Origin of the sequence: Pseudonocardia bannensis, assembly GCF_012911875.1 — a bacterium.
Classification (GTDB): domain Bacteria; phylum Actinomycetota; class Actinomycetes; order Mycobacteriales; family Pseudonocardiaceae; genus Pseudonocardia; species Pseudonocardia bannensis.
This window is the reverse complement of the sequence record NZ_JAAXKZ010000131.1, coordinates 1-16,643: the sequence shown is the minus strand read 5'-3', so window position 1 is coordinate 16,643 and position 16,643 is coordinate 1. Positions and strand designations below refer to the sequence as shown.

The 16,643-nt window shown below is 72.5% G+C and carries 18 protein-coding genes and 1 pseudogene; 8 read left to right on the top strand and 11 right to left on the bottom strand.

Going from position 1 to position 16,643, the window contains the following annotated elements; genetic code table 11:
- Positions 1-907 (top strand): annotated as a pseudogene (locus HF519_RS25130) (hypothetical protein); the annotation flags it as partial.
- Positions 908-952: 45 nt separating this feature from the next.
- Positions 953-2,263 carry a hypothetical protein gene (locus HF519_RS25125; protein ID WP_169415473.1) on the top strand — a complete coding sequence of 437 codons (1,311 nt, stop codon included), beginning with the start codon at positions 953-955 and terminating at the stop codon, positions 2,261-2,263.
- Between the two features lie 34 nt (positions 2,264-2,297).
- Here HF519_RS25125 and HF519_RS25120 read toward each other — a convergent pair whose 3' ends face one another.
- The 7 genes from HF519_RS25120 to HF519_RS25090 form a co-directional block, all read right to left on the bottom strand.
- Positions 2,298-2,945 (bottom strand): heme-binding beta-barrel domain-containing protein, encoded by a 648-nt coding sequence (locus HF519_RS25120; RefSeq protein ID WP_169415472.1) that lies wholly within the window; start codon positions 2,943-2,945, stop codon positions 2,298-2,300.
- Positions 2,942-3,088, bottom strand: a complete 147-nt coding sequence (locus tag HF519_RS25115) for a hypothetical protein (RefSeq protein WP_169415471.1) — start codon at positions 3,086-3,088, stop codon at positions 2,942-2,944. The genes HF519_RS25120 and HF519_RS25115 overlap by 4 nt, the downstream gene beginning before the upstream one ends.
- A gap of 259 nt (positions 3,089-3,347) precedes the next feature.
- On the bottom strand, positions 3,348-3,647 hold the full coding sequence (locus tag HF519_RS25110) for a DUF1416 domain-containing protein (protein WP_169415470.1): 300 nt from the start codon (positions 3,645-3,647) through the stop codon (positions 3,348-3,350).
- Complete coding sequence (locus HF519_RS25105; protein ID WP_169415469.1) at positions 3,647-4,486, bottom strand: sulfurtransferase; 840 nt, start codon at positions 4,484-4,486, stop codon at positions 3,647-3,649. The genes HF519_RS25110 and HF519_RS25105 overlap by 1 nt, the downstream gene beginning before the upstream one ends.
- The gene (locus tag HF519_RS25100) at positions 4,483-4,992 is read right to left on the bottom strand and encodes a DUF4395 domain-containing protein (protein ID WP_169415468.1); all 510 of its coding nucleotides are present in this window, start codon (positions 4,990-4,992) and stop codon (positions 4,483-4,485) included. Before HF519_RS25100 ends, HF519_RS25105 begins: the two co-directional genes overlap by 4 nt.
- 280 nt (positions 4,993-5,272) lie before the next feature.
- The gene (locus HF519_RS25095) at positions 5,273-5,704 is read right to left on the bottom strand and encodes a thioredoxin family protein (RefSeq protein ID WP_169415467.1); all 432 of its coding nucleotides are present in this window, start codon (positions 5,702-5,704) and stop codon (positions 5,273-5,275) included.
- Between the two features lie 97 nt (positions 5,705-5,801).
- The gene (locus tag HF519_RS25090; RefSeq protein ID WP_169415466.1) at positions 5,802-6,599 is read right to left on the bottom strand and encodes an LmeA family phospholipid-binding protein; all 798 of its coding nucleotides are present in this window, start codon (positions 6,597-6,599) and stop codon (positions 5,802-5,804) included.
- Positions 6,600-6,964: 365 nt separating this feature from the next.
- Between HF519_RS25090 and HF519_RS25085 the strand changes: the two genes are divergently transcribed.
- From HF519_RS25085 to pstB, 6 genes are all read left to right on the top strand, one after another.
- A complete protein-coding gene (locus HF519_RS25085; protein WP_169415465.1) occupies positions 6,965-7,756 on the top strand; it encodes a winged helix-turn-helix transcriptional regulator in 792 nt (263 codons plus the stop codon).
- A gap of 46 nt (positions 7,757-7,802) precedes the next feature.
- On the top strand, positions 7,803-8,714 hold the full coding sequence (gene mshD / locus HF519_RS25080; RefSeq protein WP_169415464.1) for a mycothiol synthase: 912 nt from the start codon (positions 7,803-7,805) through the stop codon (positions 8,712-8,714).
- 245 nt (positions 8,715-8,959) lie between these two features.
- On the top strand, positions 8,960-10,063 hold the full coding sequence (pstS, locus tag HF519_RS25075; RefSeq protein ID WP_169415475.1) for a phosphate ABC transporter substrate-binding protein PstS: 1,104 nt from the start codon (positions 8,960-8,962) through the stop codon (positions 10,061-10,063).
- 103 nt (positions 10,064-10,166) lie between these two features.
- Positions 10,167-11,120: a phosphate ABC transporter permease subunit PstC gene (gene pstC / locus HF519_RS25070; RefSeq protein WP_169415463.1), complete on the top strand. Its 954-nt coding sequence runs from the start codon at positions 10,167-10,169 to the stop codon at positions 11,118-11,120.
- Positions 11,120-12,208, top strand: a complete 1,089-nt coding sequence (pstA, locus tag HF519_RS25065; protein WP_169415462.1) for a phosphate ABC transporter permease PstA — start codon at positions 11,120-11,122, stop codon at positions 12,206-12,208. The genes pstC and pstA overlap by 1 nt, the downstream gene beginning before the upstream one ends.
- A gap of 8 nt (positions 12,209-12,216) precedes the next feature.
- Positions 12,217-12,996, top strand: coding sequence for a phosphate ABC transporter ATP-binding protein PstB (pstB, locus tag HF519_RS25060; RefSeq protein ID WP_169415461.1), 780 nt, complete (start codon positions 12,217-12,219; stop codon positions 12,994-12,996).
- 12 nt (positions 12,997-13,008) lie between these two features.
- Here pstB and phoU (HF519_RS25055) read toward each other — a convergent pair whose 3' ends face one another.
- From phoU (HF519_RS25055) to HF519_RS25040, 4 genes are all read right to left on the bottom strand, one after another.
- The gene (gene phoU / locus HF519_RS25055) at positions 13,009-13,668 is read right to left on the bottom strand and encodes a phosphate signaling complex protein PhoU (protein ID WP_169415460.1); all 660 of its coding nucleotides are present in this window, start codon (positions 13,666-13,668) and stop codon (positions 13,009-13,011) included.
- Positions 13,669-13,742: 74 nt separating this feature from the next.
- Positions 13,743-13,952, bottom strand: coding sequence for a dodecin (locus HF519_RS25050; protein ID WP_169415459.1), 210 nt, complete (start codon positions 13,950-13,952; stop codon positions 13,743-13,745).
- Positions 13,953-14,050: 98 nt separating this feature from the next.
- Positions 14,051-14,707: a phosphate signaling complex protein PhoU gene (gene phoU / locus HF519_RS25045; RefSeq protein WP_169415458.1), complete on the bottom strand. Its 657-nt coding sequence runs from the start codon at positions 14,705-14,707 to the stop codon at positions 14,051-14,053.
- Positions 14,708-14,799: 92 nt separating this feature from the next.
- On the bottom strand, positions 14,800-16,643 hold a 1,844-nt coding region (locus tag HF519_RS25040), incomplete at its 5' end, for an LCP family protein (protein ID WP_211170548.1).

The window sequence follows — 16,643 nt, the reverse complement described above, 5'->3', positions numbered from 1 at the left end:
GCCGTCCCCGCCGTCCCCGCCCGGCTTGTCCGCCCCGTTGCCTGCCGAGGTCCAGCCGCTCCCGGGCACCGCCGCGCCCGACACGGCCGCGAGTCCGGTTCCAGCGGCGGGAGCGGCCCCCCTGCCGTCCCGCGTCGGCCCGGCGCCGGCCGCCACGCCGGCCGAGGACCCGACCGGCGTGGCGGAGACCACGGCAATGCGTTCCCGCAGCGAGTCCCTGTCCCAGCCGGGAGACCTGTTCCGTCCGGCATCCGAGAGCAACCGGTCCGATCCCGCCGGTGCGGAGCCGGTGACCGCCGTGGTCCCGATTCAGCCTGCGATCCCGCCGGCGGCCGATGACGTCCCGGAAGAGCAGCCCGCGACCGACGAACCGGCGGCCGACGGCCCGCACGCGGACACCTCGTCCACGGTGGAACCGGTCTCGACGGATGAGCCCGGCTCCGGGGCGGACCCCGCCGCCACGAGTACCGCGGATCAGGACGAGCCGCACGGCTTCCCGCCCGGCGCGGATGTCGAGAAGACCGTCGTGGTGCGGTCCGTCCGGCCGTCCCGGGGCACCGGATCGGCTGAATCCGCCACGGCCGACACGCCGGATCCGTCGCCGTCCGACGCCGACGCGGAACGGGCCGAGACCTCGGCCCCGGCCGGTCCGGCCACCGGATCGAGCGTGGACGAGACCGTCCGGGTCGCCGCGGTGCGACCCGCAACGGATCGTTCCGGATCCGGCTCGGATGCGGAGAAGGGCACGTCATCGGGTGCGTCGGAGCAGCCCGACGAGGACACCGAGGATGCGCCGCCCGGCAAGGCCGGGGCGGCGGACGGGCCGGGGAAACCGACGTCGAGGTCGACGTCGAGGGGGTCGACGAAGCGGCACGGCCGGTCCGCGTCGGGGTCGCGCTCCGGTTGATCTCCATTGCGCACTGTGATCTGAATCGGCGTACGGTGCGCAGCCATGCAGCTGGCCATCTCGCCGGACGTGCTGGTTCCGCTCGGTGCGGGAGCGGTGGCGCTGGTCATCGCTCTGTCCGTCGTACTCACCCGCAGCCGGCGGAAACGTTCCGGCGACACGGTGGACGAGTCCCCGGAGGCCGCCAAGCCGGCGACCGTCGCGGAGGCGGTCACGGAGCGCGAGGCCGACGGCACACCGCTGTCGGTCCAGTGGGAGCGGCTGCTGCGGCCCCCGGCCGCCGCCGACACCTCAGCCGGGCCCGAGCCGTATCCCTCGGGAGCCACCCGGAGCCCCTCCCCGGCGGACGACACCGCCGCCGTTCCGGCGCCTCGAGCAACCGGTGACGCGGATCGAGCCGTCGAGCCGGTCGAATCCCTCGCGCAGCCCGCTCCGGTAGAGCCGGCGAGTGAGCAGGCGCCCCCGTTCGCGCGCCCGCCGGCCGCCGGTTCCACCCGCACGGTGGCCGACGCGGTCACGCAGGCGTTCGCCATACGTGCCGCTGCGGCGCGTCGTGCCGGTCCGGCTGCCACCTTCGGCGCGCCGGACCCCGCCGCGACGCGCCGTGCCGGCCCGGCCGCGGATGTCACCCTCGGCGCGCCGGACCCCGCTGCCGGGGACGGCGGCCACACCCAGGACGGCGCTCCCGCGCGAGGCACCGCTGCCGGGGACACCACCCCGGCGCCGGAGAACGCCGGGTACGCCGCGCTTGCGGCGGACATCGCCGCATACGCCCCCGGGCCGGCCACAGCCGGACGTGGCACCCCCGCGCGGGGCCGGGACAGGGATGCCACCTCCGCGCCGCGTACGGACAGGGATGCCGCCCCTTCGCCGGGTAGGGAGGGGGACGCCGCTCCCACGCCGGGCACGGACAGGGACGCCGCTCCCACGCCGGGTACGGACAGGGATGCCGCCGCGCCGGATGTCCCCGGACGCGCCGGTTCCGCCGGATACGCCGTCGCACGGCAGAGCCCCGATCTCACCGGCCGGAGGGCCGGCGCCGTCCGGCCCGCACCGTGGACCGGGAGCAGCCCGGCCGAGACGGCTTCACGGCGCGGCGACGCCCGGGACCGGCTGCTCGCAGTACTGCTGGACGACCCGGTGCGCGCGGTCGGTGCCACGGTGGAACTGGAGCGCTGCCGCGAGCAGCTCGACCGGCTCACCGACGCGGTGCGCCACGAGCGAGAGGTCCTCGCCGCGGTGTTGCATCGCCTCTCCGCCGCCGGGCTGGAGTTCGGCCAGATCGTCCGACTGGCCGGCATGCCGGCCGACGAGGTGCGCGGACTCCTCGACCAGCCGAGCACCCGTTCGTCCTGACGACGGCCCGGCGGCCGCAGCTGCCGGGCCGTTCTCAGCCGACGATGCGATGCAGCAGCGCGGACAGATGCGGCTGCTTGGGCTGGCCCATCATCTCGCGCTCGTCCACGTAGGCCAGGTCGCCGCCGTCGACCAGCCCGTAGAGCCGGTGGGCCCCGGAGACCTCCTTGGCCGTCACCGTACGCGCCACGACATCGGTCTCGATCTCCCACGACGTCAGGCTCCGGGCCCGGCCGTAGTAGATCTCCGAGATCCCGGTGGCGTGCACGATGAGGACCTCGAGCGTCCCGTCGGGCTGTGGGCGCCAGAACCCGGTCTCCCGCGCGGCCGGACGGATCACCTCGCCGTCCGGCCCGAGCAGCCAGGAGCGCGACTCGTAGGACACGAAGGGGCGGCCGTCGTGGGCGAAGACGAGCTGCTGGCCGAAGTGGTACGGACCGTCGATCGTCGGGTAGACGGCCTCCCCGGTGCCCCGCCAGGCGCCGATCAGCGGGAGCAGCGGCAGGCATTGCTCGTGCAGGTCAGGGCCTTCACGCAGGTTCGCGGTGTCGTCCGGGATCGGCAGGTCGTCCCACCGCGGCTTGTTGCGCCGCGCCGAGTCGGGGGCCGCGTTCTTGGGGCCGGTGATGGTGCCGGGCAGGGTCGGCTCGGTGCCGTCGGCGCCGTTTCCGGGTCCGCTCATCGTCCCGCCTCCGTGGGAGCGTCGGCCGGCCCGGCGAATACGGGGGCCGGCTCGGTGGTGAAGAGCTTGTGGAGCAGGTGGCCGGTGAAGGCGACCACGCTCCCGCTCGCGGCGATCAGCAGTCCGGTGAACAACCAGTGCACGGCCGCGCAGCATAGCGGCGTGCGGTTCGCTGCGCCCGGACCCACGCTCAGCAGGCTCGCCCGGGATGTCGCCCCCGGAGGACGACGACGAGACCGCTCGATGTGGTCAGGCCCCGCAGACGACGATCGCCGCCCCGGCGGTGCGGAGCGGCGATCGTGGTCGTGCAGCAGGCTTCGGCCCTGCGAGCAGGCCTCAGGGCTGATGCTTCGGCCCTGCGAGCAGGCCTCAGGGCTGATGCTTCGGCCCTGCGAGCAGGCCTCAGGCCACAGCGATCTCGGTCTTGTGCAGGCCCGGCCCGTCGGCGGTCAACGCGGTCTCGCCGTTGCCGGAACGGGACAGTGCCCGCACCGTCCAGCTGCCCGGACGGGCGAAGAACCGGAAGTCGCCGGACGCCGACGAGACGACCTCGGCGGTGAACTCGCCGGTGCTGTCGAGCAGCCGGACGAACGCGCCGCCGACCGGCAGGCCGCCGGCCAGCACCTTGCCGGTCAGCACGGTCTCCTTGGTCAGGTCGGTCCCGGCGGGCAGCAGGGTGTCCTGATCAGGTGCGCCGCACATCAGCGACCGTCCCCGAGCTCGATCGGCACGCCGACGAGCGAGCCGTACTCGACCCAGCTGCCGTCGTAGTTCTTGACGTCGCCGTGGCCGAGCAGCTCACGCAGCACCACCCAGGTGTGCGAGCTGCGCTCGCCGATCCGGCAGTAGGCGATGGTCGACTTCGACCCGTCCAGGCCGGCCTCGCCGTAGAGCTCGGCGAGCTCCTCGTCGGACTTGAAGGTGCCGTCCTCGTTGGCCGCCTTGCTCCACGGCACGTTGATCGCCGAGGGCACGTGGCCCGGCCGCTGCGACTGCTCCTGGGGCAGGTGCGCCGGCGCGAGGATCTTGCCGGAGAACTCGTCGGGCGACCGGACGTCGACCAGGTTCTTGGTGTTGATGGCGTCGACGACCTCGTCGCGGAAGGCGCGGATCGAGTTGTCGGCGTCCTTGGCGGTGTAGGTGGTCGCCGGGCGCTCGACCACGTCGGTGGTCAGGGCGCGGCCGTCGAGCTCCCACTTCTTGCGACCACCGTCGAGCAGCTTGACGTTCTCGTGCCCGTACAGCTTGAACTGCCAGTACGCGTAGGCCGCGAACCAGTTGTTGTTGCCGCCGTAGAGCACGACGGTGTCGTCGTTGCTGATGCCCTTGGACGACAGCAACGCCTCGAACCCGGCCTTGTCGAGCACGTCGCGGCGAACCGGGTCACGCAGCTCGGTGGTCCAGTTGGCCTTCACGGCCCCCGGGATGTGCCCGCCGTCGTAGGCGGTGGTGTCCTCGTCGACCTCGAGGAAGACGATCCCGTCGGTTCCGAGGTTCTTCTCGGCCCAGTCGACGGAGACCAGGACGTCCTGGCGACTCATGCGGTGGCTCCCTGTCGTGTGTGCTGGTTGCCGGGCCCGAACCGGGACCGGAATCGAACGATCAGTGCGTACATCTCGCAGCCCAGGCAGAAGCCGAAGGCTGCGTTGAGGAAGGCGGCGGCGAGCGCGAACGCCGTCGCGATCAGGCCGAGGGTCGTCAGGCCGGTCAGGTAACCGGCGGCGGCGACCACGGCGAACACGAAGCCGACGGTCTGGGAGAACCGCACCGGGGCGGCCTCCTCGGACGTGCTCGGCGGCCCCAGCCGCGGTGCCACCAGCGCCCGGAACAGCACGCCGTAGGGCGCGAACCGCAGGCCGGCGAACGCGCCGAGGGCGAACACCACGGCCTGCGCGGCGACCAGCCAGCCGCTGCCGCTGAGCAGGACCAGCGCGAGGACGACCGTGGTGAGGGCGGCGTTGAAGCGCACGCCGCGCGGGTCCACGGGCGGCTCGGCGGCCCGGGCGGGAACGCCGGCCGGCGGCGGTGGGATGTCCGGTGCGGACATGTCGAACTCCTGAGTGAGATGCGGACACGGTCCCGCCGACGCGCACGCCCGGAAGCGGTGGCAACCTCTCCGGAACGGGTGGCGTCGACCTCAGTGAGCGCGACAGAGGCAGCTGCCGACGCGGCACAGATCCACTGCGCGTCGTCGGGTGAGCGGCCAGAACACGGGACCGAGGGTAACCGAGGACCTGGGCGGACCGGAACGTGCTCCCAGCCACGGGGCGCTCTTCCGGGTGGTCACGCCGGTGCGGCCGGTCACGCCGGTGCGGCCGGTCACCGGGTCAGGCTCCGAGCGCCGGTGCGAGCGCGCTCTCCAGTTCGCGCAGCCGCGGGACCCCGGACACCCGGAGCAGCTCGGCGCCCGACCGGTCGAACGCGACGACGGTCGGGGTGCGCATGATCCCGAGCTCGCCCGCCACCTGCGGGTGCTCGGCGGCGTCGACCTCCACGTGGACCAGTGCAGGGGTCCGGGAGGCCAGGTCGGTGAGCAGGGTGGCGGTCTGCCGGCACGGCGCGCACACCGGGGAGGAGACCTGCAGCAGCAGGACCTGGTCGTGTTCGCCGGGGTCGTGCCCGGCCAGCGCCCAGCCGCCCGCCGGACCGGCTGCCCCGCGGGCCGCCCGGACGCGACCGTCGCGGGCCCGGAGCACGAGACCGGCCACGGTGGCCAGGGCGAGCGTGCCGAGCAGGACGAGCAGGCCCATCGTGCTCATCGGGGGGTCACCGGCCCGATCACGTCGTCGATCACGGACCCGGCAACACCGCCCGCGTGCCGGTTCATTCCCGCACCGCCGCCCTGGCGGCGGTCGGTCACGCGCCGCCGGCGCTCCCGGCGCCCAGGACCAGCCCGGATGTGAACCCGCTGATCTCCAGCGTGCCGTCCCGCGCCCGCAGCCGGGTGGGGGTGACCTCGAGCGGCAGCGTCCCGGGGTCGATGCGCAGGGTGAACAGCGCCCGCAGCGCGGTCTGCACCGGCGGGGGCAACGCCTGGGGGTCGTCACTGCCGGGCCGGCCGATCCGGATGTCGCGCGGCACCACCTGGATCTGCTGGCCCGACAGCTCCAGCACCGCGATCACCGCGACCTCGACCTCCTGACCGAGCACCCGGGTGGTGCCGACCAGCCGCGCCGCCGAATCCGGGTTGATCGAGGTCAGCGAGGCGGCACCGCCGTCCTGGAAGGCCTGCTCGAGAGCCAGGTCGTCGATGTTCTCGATGCGCAGCTTGTCCACCCCGGTGATCAACCGGGCGAGGTCGTTGGCGCTGATCCGGATGGTGCCCTCGGCGTTCCCGACGCGCAGTGTCCTCGGTCCGGAGGCGAGCAGCTCGCTCAGTGGCGCCTGGACGTCGCGCAGCTGCGCCCGCACCTCCACCTCGCGCAGCTGGCCGAAGCTGACCCGCTCGGCGGTGACGTCCACGCTGCTGTAGTCCCCGGAGATCGCCTGGGTGAGGAAGGGGAACCCGTTGATCCGCACCGACGGGTCGTCGGCCAGACCGAGCTGCTGACGCATCTGCCGGGAGACGGCCGACTCGGCGGCGGCGGCGGCGCCGTAGTCCGCGGCGACGAGCAGGCCGAGCAGCACCAGCAGGGCGATGACCAGACGCTTCACGCGACCTCCGACCGGGGCGAACGGGGACACACGACCGTAGATGCGCCGTCCGGAGCGGTTGCAGGCGGGACCGGGCTGGAGCCGTGGCGGGCGTCGTCGCCGTCGCGCGCCGGGCCGATCCGTGGCCGGATCGTCGACGACGCCGAGCCGTTGTGGCTGCTCACGCACCTCCCGATGAGCGTGAGCTGCGCCGCGAAGGTCGTGTGATCGGGCCAGGCCCCCGTTATTCTTGACCGATCCGCGTGGGTGCTCCGACCGGGTCGCGCGGTGAGAAACGGTGCGCCAGTGTCGCCCGCCGTGATCGGACCAGCGGGCGTCTCCCACGGCGATCCGCTTCTCGATCCCCGGCGGGAGAGGAGGCAGCGGTGGAACTGCTACTGCTGACCGCGGATCAAGACCCTGGATCAGTGCTGCCGGCCCTCACGCTGCTGCCGCACGGAGTGCGCACGGCTGCGCCGGAGGTCGCCGCGCTCCTCGACGCGGGGCCGCACGACGCCGTCCTGGTGGACGCGCGCACCGATCTGGTCGCTGCCCGCAGCCTGTGCCGGCTGCTCGGCAGCACCGGGATGGACGTTCCCGTGATCGCCGTCCTGACCGAGGGCGGGCTGGTCGCCGTGTCGGGTGAGTGGGCGGTCGACGAGATCCTGCTGCCCAGCGCGGGACCGGCCGAGGTGGACGCCCGACTCCGGCTGCTCAAGTCGCGGCCCGGGGGCGACGCCCCGGCCAACGGGGGTGCCCTGGTCCTCGGTGAGCTGGTGATCGACGAGGCCACCTACGCCGCACGGCTGCGCGGCCGGCTGCTCGAGCTGACCTACAAGGAGTTCGAGCTGCTCAAGTACCTCGCCCAGCACGCGGGCCGGGTGTTCACCCGGGCGCAGCTGTTGCAGGAGGTCTGGGGATACGACTTCTTCGGCGGCACCCGCACCGTCGACGTGCACGTACGGCGGTTGCGCGCGAAGCTCGGGACCGAGCACGAGCAGATGATCGGCACGGTGCGCAACGTCGGCTACAAGTTCGTCCGTCCCAGCCGCGGCGGCCTCGGGGTTCCCGCGGGTGGAGTTGCGGACGAGCCGGCCGAGGGCGACGACGACGAGCCGGATCGGGCCACCGGCTCCGTGGCCGGGCGGTCGCTCCCGGTGCGCGCCCGGTTGAGCTGACGCCGAGGTCCGCGTTCGGTGATCGTTCGCGGGTAGGGTCCGTGACATGGTGGAGTTGTCCCTGCGGCGCGAGCTGGACGAGGCGCAGATCGGTGCGGTCTCGGCGCTGGCCGCCGCCACCGCCGAGGCGGACGGCACCGCCCCGCTCTCCGAGCAGTTCCTGCTGAACCTGCGGCGCGGGGGCTCCGACCGGGTGCTGCACGTGCTGGCTCCGGATCCCGACGGTGGTCTCGCCGGGTACGCGCAGGTGGAAGTCCTGGGCGGGGACACGGGCGCGGTCGCTGAGCTCGTCGTGCATCCCGGGCACCGCCGCGCCGGTCTGGGTGGCGCGCTGGTGCGGCCCCTGCTGGAGCAGGCCGCAGCGGCCGGTGCCCGGCTCAACGTGTGGTCCCACGGGGATCACCCCGGGGCGGCTCGGCTGGCCGGGCGCCTCGGGTTCTCCCGGGTGCGGGAGCTGTGGCAGATGCGGCGCAACCTGACCGACCCGCTGCCCGCGGCGGAGTTCCCGGCCGACGTGCGGGTCCGGCCGTTCGTCGTCGGCGCCGACGAGGACGCGTTCCTGCGGGTCAACAACGCGGCCTTCGACTGGCACCCGGAGCAGGGTGGGTGGGGCCTCGACCAGGTGCGGGAGCGGGAGGCCGAGCCGTGGTTCGACGCGGCGGGTTTCCTGCTCGCCGTCGACCCGGACGACCGGCTGCTCGGCTACCACTGGACGAAGGTGCATCCGGCCACGGCGACCGAGGGCCCGATCGGCGAGGTGTACGTCCTGGGCGTCGACCCGGGCGCTCAGGGCCGCCGGCTCGGCGCGGCACTCACGCTGGCCGGCCTGCATCACCTGCGTGCCGCCGGGTTGACCGAGGTGCTGCTCTACGTCGAGGCCGACAACCACGCGGCGGTGCGGGTCTACCAGAAGCTCGGGTTCAGCCGGTTCGCCACGGACGTGTCCTATCTGTACTGAGCATTCCCGGAGGTCAGGGTCGTTCGGGCCGGCATCGACCCCGTAATTGCAGGTCCCGGACAGGTTACGGGTGCGTCCATAAGGGTGGCCTTCCTCACCACCAGTGACCTGTTCATCCTGCGTTTACCTGATCGGGGGCGCCCGTCCACCGTCCTTACCTAGCGTTCCCGGCGAGTGGCCGATCCGGGCCGCGCACGACCGGGCCTCGCGCCGGTGAGCAATGACGGAGGAACCACGTGAAGACCATGCGGCACGGGTCTCGTGCCCGCCTCGCTGCGGTGGGCATCGCGACCAGCGGCGCCCTGCTGCTGGCCGGGTGCGGCGCGGCCAACGAGTCCGGTTCCGCGGGCGGCCAGGCCGGTGGCTCGAACCTGTCCGGAGCGATCGCCGGTGCCGGTGCGAGCTCCCAGCAGGCCGCGCAGACTGCCTGGATCGCGGGCTTCACCGGGGCCAACCCCGACGCCACGGTGAACTACGAGCCCAGCGGCTCGGGCGCGGGCCGTACCCAGTTCGCCGCCGGGGGTGTCGCGTTCGCCGGCAGCGACGCCTACCTCAAGGGCGATCAGCTCGCCCGGTCGAAGCAGCGCTGCGGGGGTGAGATCGTGGAGCTCCCCGTCTACGTCTCGCCGATCGCGGTGGTCTACAACCTGCCGGGCGTCAAGGACCTGAAGCTCGCGCCCGCGACCATCGCCGGGATCTTCAACCGACAGATCACCAAGTGGAACGCACCGCAGATCGCCGCGGACAACCCCGGCGTCGCGCTGCCCGACCAGGCGATCACCCCGGTGAACCGGTCCGACGAGTCGGGCACCACGGAGAACTTCACCGAGTACCTGGCCGCCGCGGCCGGACCGGCGTGGCCGCACGAGCCGGACGGCAACTGGCCGGTGGCCGGTGGCGAGGCCGCGCAGGGCACCTCCGGTGTGGTGGGCGCCGTCACCGCGGGCGCCGGCACGATCGGCTACGCCGACGAGAGCCAGGCCGGCGAGCTGGGCAAGGTGCAGGTCAAGGTCGGCGACGAGTTCGTGGCCCCGACCCCGCAGGCCGCGGCCGCGGTGCTGGACGCCTCGAAGCGCGTCGAGGGCCAGGGCCAGTACAGCTATGCCTTCGACCTCGCCCGTAACACGACGGCGTCGGGCACCTACCCGATCGTGCTGGTCTCCTACGTGCTGGCGTGTTCCAAGTACGCCGACGCGGCCCAGGCCGACCTGGTGAAGGGGTACCTGAGCTACATCACCAGCGCCGAGGGCCAGGAGGCGGCGGCCAAGACCGCCGGCTCGGCGCCGATCTCGGACACCCTGCGCGGTCAGCTCACCCCGGCCGTCCAGGCCATCTCCGCGGGAGCCTGAGCCCGTTGGAAGCCGGCCGGAAGGTCCGGGCGCTCGTCGCTGACGGTGAGCGTCCGGCCTTTCGGTATGTCCAGTTCCTGCGCCCACTCTCGGAGGGGACGTCGTGAGCACGACCACCGATCTCAAGGCCGAGCAACGGGCGGCGAAGCCGGTCCTCCAACTCGGTGACCGCATCTTCTCCGGCTCCGCGAAAGGCGCCGGGATCCTGATCCTCGTCGTCCTGGCCGGCGTCGCGATCTTTCTGTTCAGCGAGGCGTTCCCGGCGCTGGTCGCTCCTGCCTCGGAGATCCGCGGCGGCAACGGGCTCGTCGCCTACATCTGGCCGCTGGTCTTCGGGACCCTGCTCTCGGCCATGATCGCGCTGGCCGTGGCGACGCCCCTGGCGGTCGCGGTCGCGCTGTTCATCACCCACTACGCCCCGCGACGGGTGGCACAGGGTCTGGGGTACCTCGTCGACCTGCTGGCAGCGGTGCCGAGCATCGTCTACGGCCTGTGGGGTTTCGCGGTGCTGGCCCCGGCGTCGGTCGGGTTCTCGACCTGGCTCAACGACTACCTGGGCTGGATCCCGCTGTTCGCCGGACCCGTGTCCGTGACCGGTCGCACCATCCTCGTGGCGAGTCTCGTCCTCGCCGTCATGATCCTTCCGATCGTCACCGCGGTGGCCCGCGAGGTCTTCCTGCAGACGCCGAAGCTGCACGAGGAGGCCGCCCTCGCGCTCGGCGCCACGCGCTGGGAGATGATCCGGATGTCCGTGCTGCCGTTCGGGCGCTCCGGCATCATCAGCGGCGCGATGCTCGGCCTGGGTCGCGCGCTCGGCGAGACGATGGCCGTGGCCACCGTGCTGTCGGTCTCCGGTGTCGTCACCTTCAACCTGATCAGCTCGAGCAACCCGTCGACGATCGCCGCGGACATCGCCCTGCAGTTCCCGGAATCGACGGGCCTCGCGGTCAACACGCTGGTCACCTCCGGTCTCGTGCTGTTCGCGATCACCCTCGGGGTGAACATGCTCGCTCGCTACATCATCAACCGACGCCGTGAGTTCTCGGGGGCCAACTGATGTCCATCGACACGCAGCGCGAGCGCAGCCCCGAGCGGGAGCTCGACACCTCGCTGGACGCGATGCCGGTCATCCGGGGACAGCTACCGCGCTGGAGCCCGTGGGTCGGCCTCGTCGCCGTCGTACTGATCGTCGGCGGGGTCCTGTCGGCCACCGGCTTGAGCATCGGGCTGTTCGCGGTCGTCTCCGCGGTGGTGTACGCGGTCGGCATGTACACCGCGTCCCGGGTCGTGGAGGGGCCGCGCAAGGCCACCGACCGGCTGGTCACGATCATCGTGACCGCGGCGTTCCTGGTCGCCCTGATCCCGCTCGTCTCGGTGGTCTACACCGTGGTGAGCGAGGGCCTCAGCCGCTTCGACGCCGAGTTCTTCAACTCCTCCATGCTCGGGATCGTCGGTGAGGGCGGGGGCGCCTACCACGCCGTCATGGGCACGCTGATCATCACCGGCCTCGCCGCGGCGATGTCGATCCCGGTCGGCCTGCTCACCGCGATCTACCTGGTCGAGTACGGCAAGGGCCGGCTGGCCCGGGCCATCACGTTCTTCGTCGACGTCATGACCGGCATCCCGTCGATCGTCGCGGGCCTGTTCGCGTTCGCGTTGTTCGCGCTGTTCTTCGGCCCGGGTGTCCGGATGGGGTTCGCCGGGGCGGTGGCGCTCTCGGTGCTGATGGTGCCGGTCGTGGTGCGCTCCACCGAGGAGATGCTCAAGATCGTCCCGAACGAGCTTCGGGAGGCCTCCTTCGCGCTCGGCGTGCCGAAGTGGCGGACGATCCTGAAGGTGGTGCTGCCGACCTCGGTGGCGGGCATCGCCACCGGCGTCACCCTCGCCATCGCCCGGGTGATGGGCGAGACGGCGCCCCTGCTGGTCACGGTCGGTCTGGCGACGGGAATGAACCTGAACCCGTTCGACGGCCGGATGGCGACCCTGCCCGTCTTCGCCTACTACTCCTACGTCTCACCCGGTGTCCCGCGTGAGCCCTCCCTGGAGCGGGCCTGGACCGCCGCGCTGGTCCTGATCATGATCGTGATGGCGCTGAACCTGCTGGCCCGCCTGATCTCCCGCGTGTTCGCCCCGAAGACCCGATAGGAAACCCCGTGGCCAAGAGCATCGACGTCGCGAATCTCGACATCTACTACGGCTCGTTCCTCGCCGTGCACGACGTCACCATGACGATCAAGCCGCAGACCGTGACCGCCCTCATCGGGCCGTCCGGGTGCGGTAAGTCGACCTTCCTGCGCTCGATCAACCGCATGCACGAGGTCATCCCCGGCGCCCGCGTCGAGGGACGCATCGAGCTGGACGGACTGAACCTCTACGGCCCCGGGGTCGACCCGGTCGCGGTGCGCCGCCAGATCGGCATGGTCTTCCAGCGCCCGAACCCGTTCCCGACGATGTCGATCTACGACAACGTGATCGCCGGGATGCGGCTGAACAACAAGAAGATGAAGAAGGCCGCGCTCGACGATCTCGTCGAGCGGTCGCTGCGCGGGGCCAACCTCTGGAACGAGGTCAAGGACCGGCTGGAGAAGCCGGGTTCCGGTCTGTCCGGCGGCCAGCAGCAGCGGTTGTGCATCGCCCGTGCGATCGCCGTGCAGCCCGATGTGCTGCTCATGGACGAGCCCTGCTCGGCGCTCGACCCGATCTCCACGCTCGCGATCGAGGACCTGATCAACGAGCTGAAGAACGACTACACGATCGTCATCGTCACCCACAACATGCAGCAGGCCGCCCGGGTCAGCGACTTCACCGGGTTCTTCAACATCGAGGGCACCGGCAAGCCGGGCAAGCTCGTCGAGATGGACGACACCAAGACGATCTTCTCGCAGCCGGCCCAGCAGGCGACCGAGGACTACGTGTCGGGCCGCTTCGGCTGATCGGGCTGTCGCCTAGATCGGTAGCGACTCCGGTGTCCCGCCGGTGACGGCGAACACCATGTGCCGGGCGACCGACACGGCGTGGTCGGCGTAGCGCTCGTAGTAGCGGGCCAGCAGGGTCAGGTCCACCGCGGGCGCTACGCCGTGACGCCAATCCTGGTCCATCAGCACGGCGAACATGTGCTTGTGCAACTCGTCCATGGCGTCGTCCTCGCGTTCGAGTTCGACGGCCATCAGCACGTTACGGGTGCGGATCACCTCGGCCGTCTTGAGCGCCAGCCGCACCCCGAGCGCGCCCATCTCGGCGAACAGGGGGCGCACCTCCTCCGGCACCGCGGACCCCGGATGCCGGCGGCGCGCGGCCTCGGCGACGTGCTGGGCCAGATCGCCCATCCGCTCGATGTCGTCGGCCGACCGGATCGCGGTGACGACGGTGCGCAGGCCGGAGGCGACGGGCGCGTGGAAGACCAGCGCCTCGGTCGCCACCTCCTCGATCCGGTTGCGCAACGCGTCCACGGCGTCGTCGGCGGAGATGACACGCTCGGCGAGCCGGACGCGGCTGTCCAGCAGGGCGGTCGTCGCGTGCTGCATGCCGGCCGCGACCTCGGTGCACATCTGCGCGAGCAGGGCGTCCAGCTGGACGAGTTGTTCCTGCAGGCTCTCGCGGCGCATGGGGATCAGCGTAGGCAGCGCCGCCCCTGTTGACAGGGGCGGCGGATGAACGGTCGGTGAACGTGGTGCGCCGGTCAGCTCTCCAACTTGAAACCGACCTTCAGCCCGACCTGGAAGTAGTCGACGGCGCCGTCGACCAGGTGTCCGCGGATCTCGGTCACCTCGAACCAGTCCAGCTCCCGCAGGGTGCTGGCCGCGCGGGTGACGCCGTTGCGGATCGCGGCCTCGACGCTCTCCGGGGAGGTTCCGACGATCTCGGTCACGCGGTACACGTTGCTCGACATGACCGGAGAGTCCCCAATGGGAGGGACGCGTCAAACGTCCGGCAGGCCGACACCGCCGGACGGCCGGTGGTATCGGCCGGAAGTGCCGGTCGGCAGGGTCAGACGGTGACCGGGCCGGGCATCCTCCCGGTGACCACGTAGACGATCCGCCGGGCGACGGCGACCGCATGGTCGGCGTAGCGCTCGTAGAACCGGGCGAGCAGCGTGACGTCGACGGCCGCGGCGACACCGTGGGTCCAGTTGCGGTCCATCAGCACCGTGAACATGTGCCGGTGCAGGTCGTCCATCGCGTCGTCGTCGGTCTCGAGTTCCGCGGCGGCGGCCAGGTCGCGGGTGCGGATCACCTCGCCGGCCTTGAGCGCGAGGGCCACGCCGACCCGGCCCATCTCGGCGAAGTACGGCTTGACCTCTTCGGGCAGCACCGGCTGCGGGTGCCGGCGCCGGGCCGCCTGGGCGACGTGCAGCGCGAGATCGCCCATCCGCTCGATGTCACCGGCGCCGTGGATGGCGGAGACCACGATCCGCAGATCGGTGGCCACCGGCGCCTGCAGGGCGAGCAGCGCGAACGCCTTCTCCTCCGCGGCGGCGCGGATCTCGTCGACCTTGATGTCCTCGGAGATCACCTCTTCGGCTAGCTGGAGGTCGCACTCGAGCAGCGATCGGGTGGCCTTCTCCAGTGCGGCGGCCACCTCGCCGCACATGTCAGCCAGCCCGCCGGCGAGGCCGTCGAGCTCGTCCTGGTAAGCGTCGCGCATGCAGCCAGCGTAAAGGGCGGTCCTGCACCGGGCACCGTCACGAGGTGAATCCGAAATGAACGGTCAGCGTCGGACCAGGGTCGATGGACCGGTCAGGAGCAGTTCGCCCGCTCCGCAGCGGCGGTGGGCGCGGTCGCGGGTCCCGGCTCGGCGAGGGCGCGGACCGTACCGTCGAAGGAGGTGCCGAGTACGAGCTGGAGCCGGCCGCTGGACGCGGAGTCCGGCACCGACCGTGCCGAGGGCACGGTGTCGGCGAGCACCTGCGCGGCCGCGGCCCGGTCGGGGGAGAAGCGGATCAACGACTCGGCGGACGGCTCCGGGGCGTTGCCGATGGTGCCGAGGGAGAAGCCGAGCTCGCGCAGCGTCGCTCCGATCTGAGCAGCCAGCCCGGTGCGCTCGGACGCGTTGAGCACGTCGACCGTGATCGACGCAGGATCCGGCCGGGCCGCGGCGGCCGGTGCCGGCGCGGTCGCGGCCTCGGGCAGCGGCTCGCCGGAGCGCAACGCCGAGAACAGGGCGTTGGCGTCGCGGTCGCGCAGCACCGCGTTCCCCCGGGTGTTGGTCTGGCCGGAGACCGGCACGGGAACGAACGTGACGGCCTCGCCGTCGAGGTACTGCAGCGAGCGGGCGAGCGCGACGAGCTCATCGAGTCCGGCGCCGTCGGACAGGGTGCTGCGCCCGAACTCGCCGGCCAACGCCCGGAGCGTCCCGGGGTTCAGCAGCACCTGGTTCGAGAGCGCCTTGCGCAGCAGCGCGGCGAGCACCTGCTGCTGGCGCTGGATGAGCCCCTGATCCGACGCCGGGTCGCCCTCCACGTGACGGGCCCGCACGAAGTCGAGTGTGCGCCCGCCGTCCAGGTCGTTCGTCCCGGCCGCCGGGATCACGGTGCCGAGGACGACGTCGACGACGGGGCGCTCGACGCAGACCGAGATGCCGTCGACCGTATCGACCATGGCGCCGAGGCCGGTGACGTCGAGCGCGATGAACCGCGTGACGGCCAGGCCGGTGAGCTGCTGAATGACGCGGACCGCGCACGCCGGGCCGCCCACCTCGAACGCCGAGTCGAGCTTGGTGCGCGTCTCGGCGGGGACGGTCTGGTCGAGGTAGGTCGCGGCGGCGGCGTCCCAGCGCTGGCAGGGCGGACGGTTGATCTCCAGGTCACGCGGGAAGCCGACGGTCACGATGCCGCTGCCGTCGGCCGGCACGTGCGCCACGACGATGGTGTCGGACCCGGCGCCGGGGGCGAAGCCGGTGCCGGCCGGGCCCGGGTCGAGGCCGAGCAGCAGCACGTTCTCGTCGCCGAGCTGGGATGGGGGGTCCACGATCGCGCTCGATGTCCGGTCGAGCGCCGCGACGGACCGGATGGCCGAGTCGAGCCACGTCTTGGCGGCCCAGCCCAGCGCGGTCGACGCGAACACGATCACCGCGACCCCGGCGGCCAGGAGCCGGGCGGCGAGCAGGCCGCGACGCCGGAGCGGGTCATCGGGGCGGGCGCGTTCGCCGCGGCTGCCCGCCCGGGCCGGACCGACGCCGTCCGCGTCGCTGCGGGCATCCGCGCCGGGGCCGCCCTCCCGGCCGTCGGCGTCCTCGTCGTCACGGTCCTCGTCGTCACGGTCCTCGCCGTCGCGGGACAGCAGCAGGCCGGCGTGCGCCGCGGTCACCCGCGTGAGGCTCGCATCGATCCGGCGTCGGCGCTCGTCCGCGGTGGCGGCCGGGTCCGGAGCCGCGGCGACGTCCGCGGACGCCGAGTCGTCCGCGTCCGGCTCCGGGGTGCTCCCGTCGGGCCCGGCGCCGTTCGGACGCCGGGCGCCGATCCAGGCGGTCGCCTCCACGGTGCCGCGCGGCGCTGCGGACCCACTCCGCGATCGGACGCAGGGTGCCGGCGTCCCGGGAGCCCCCCCGGGGCCGGCCACGCCACCGCCGAGCGTGCCCGCGC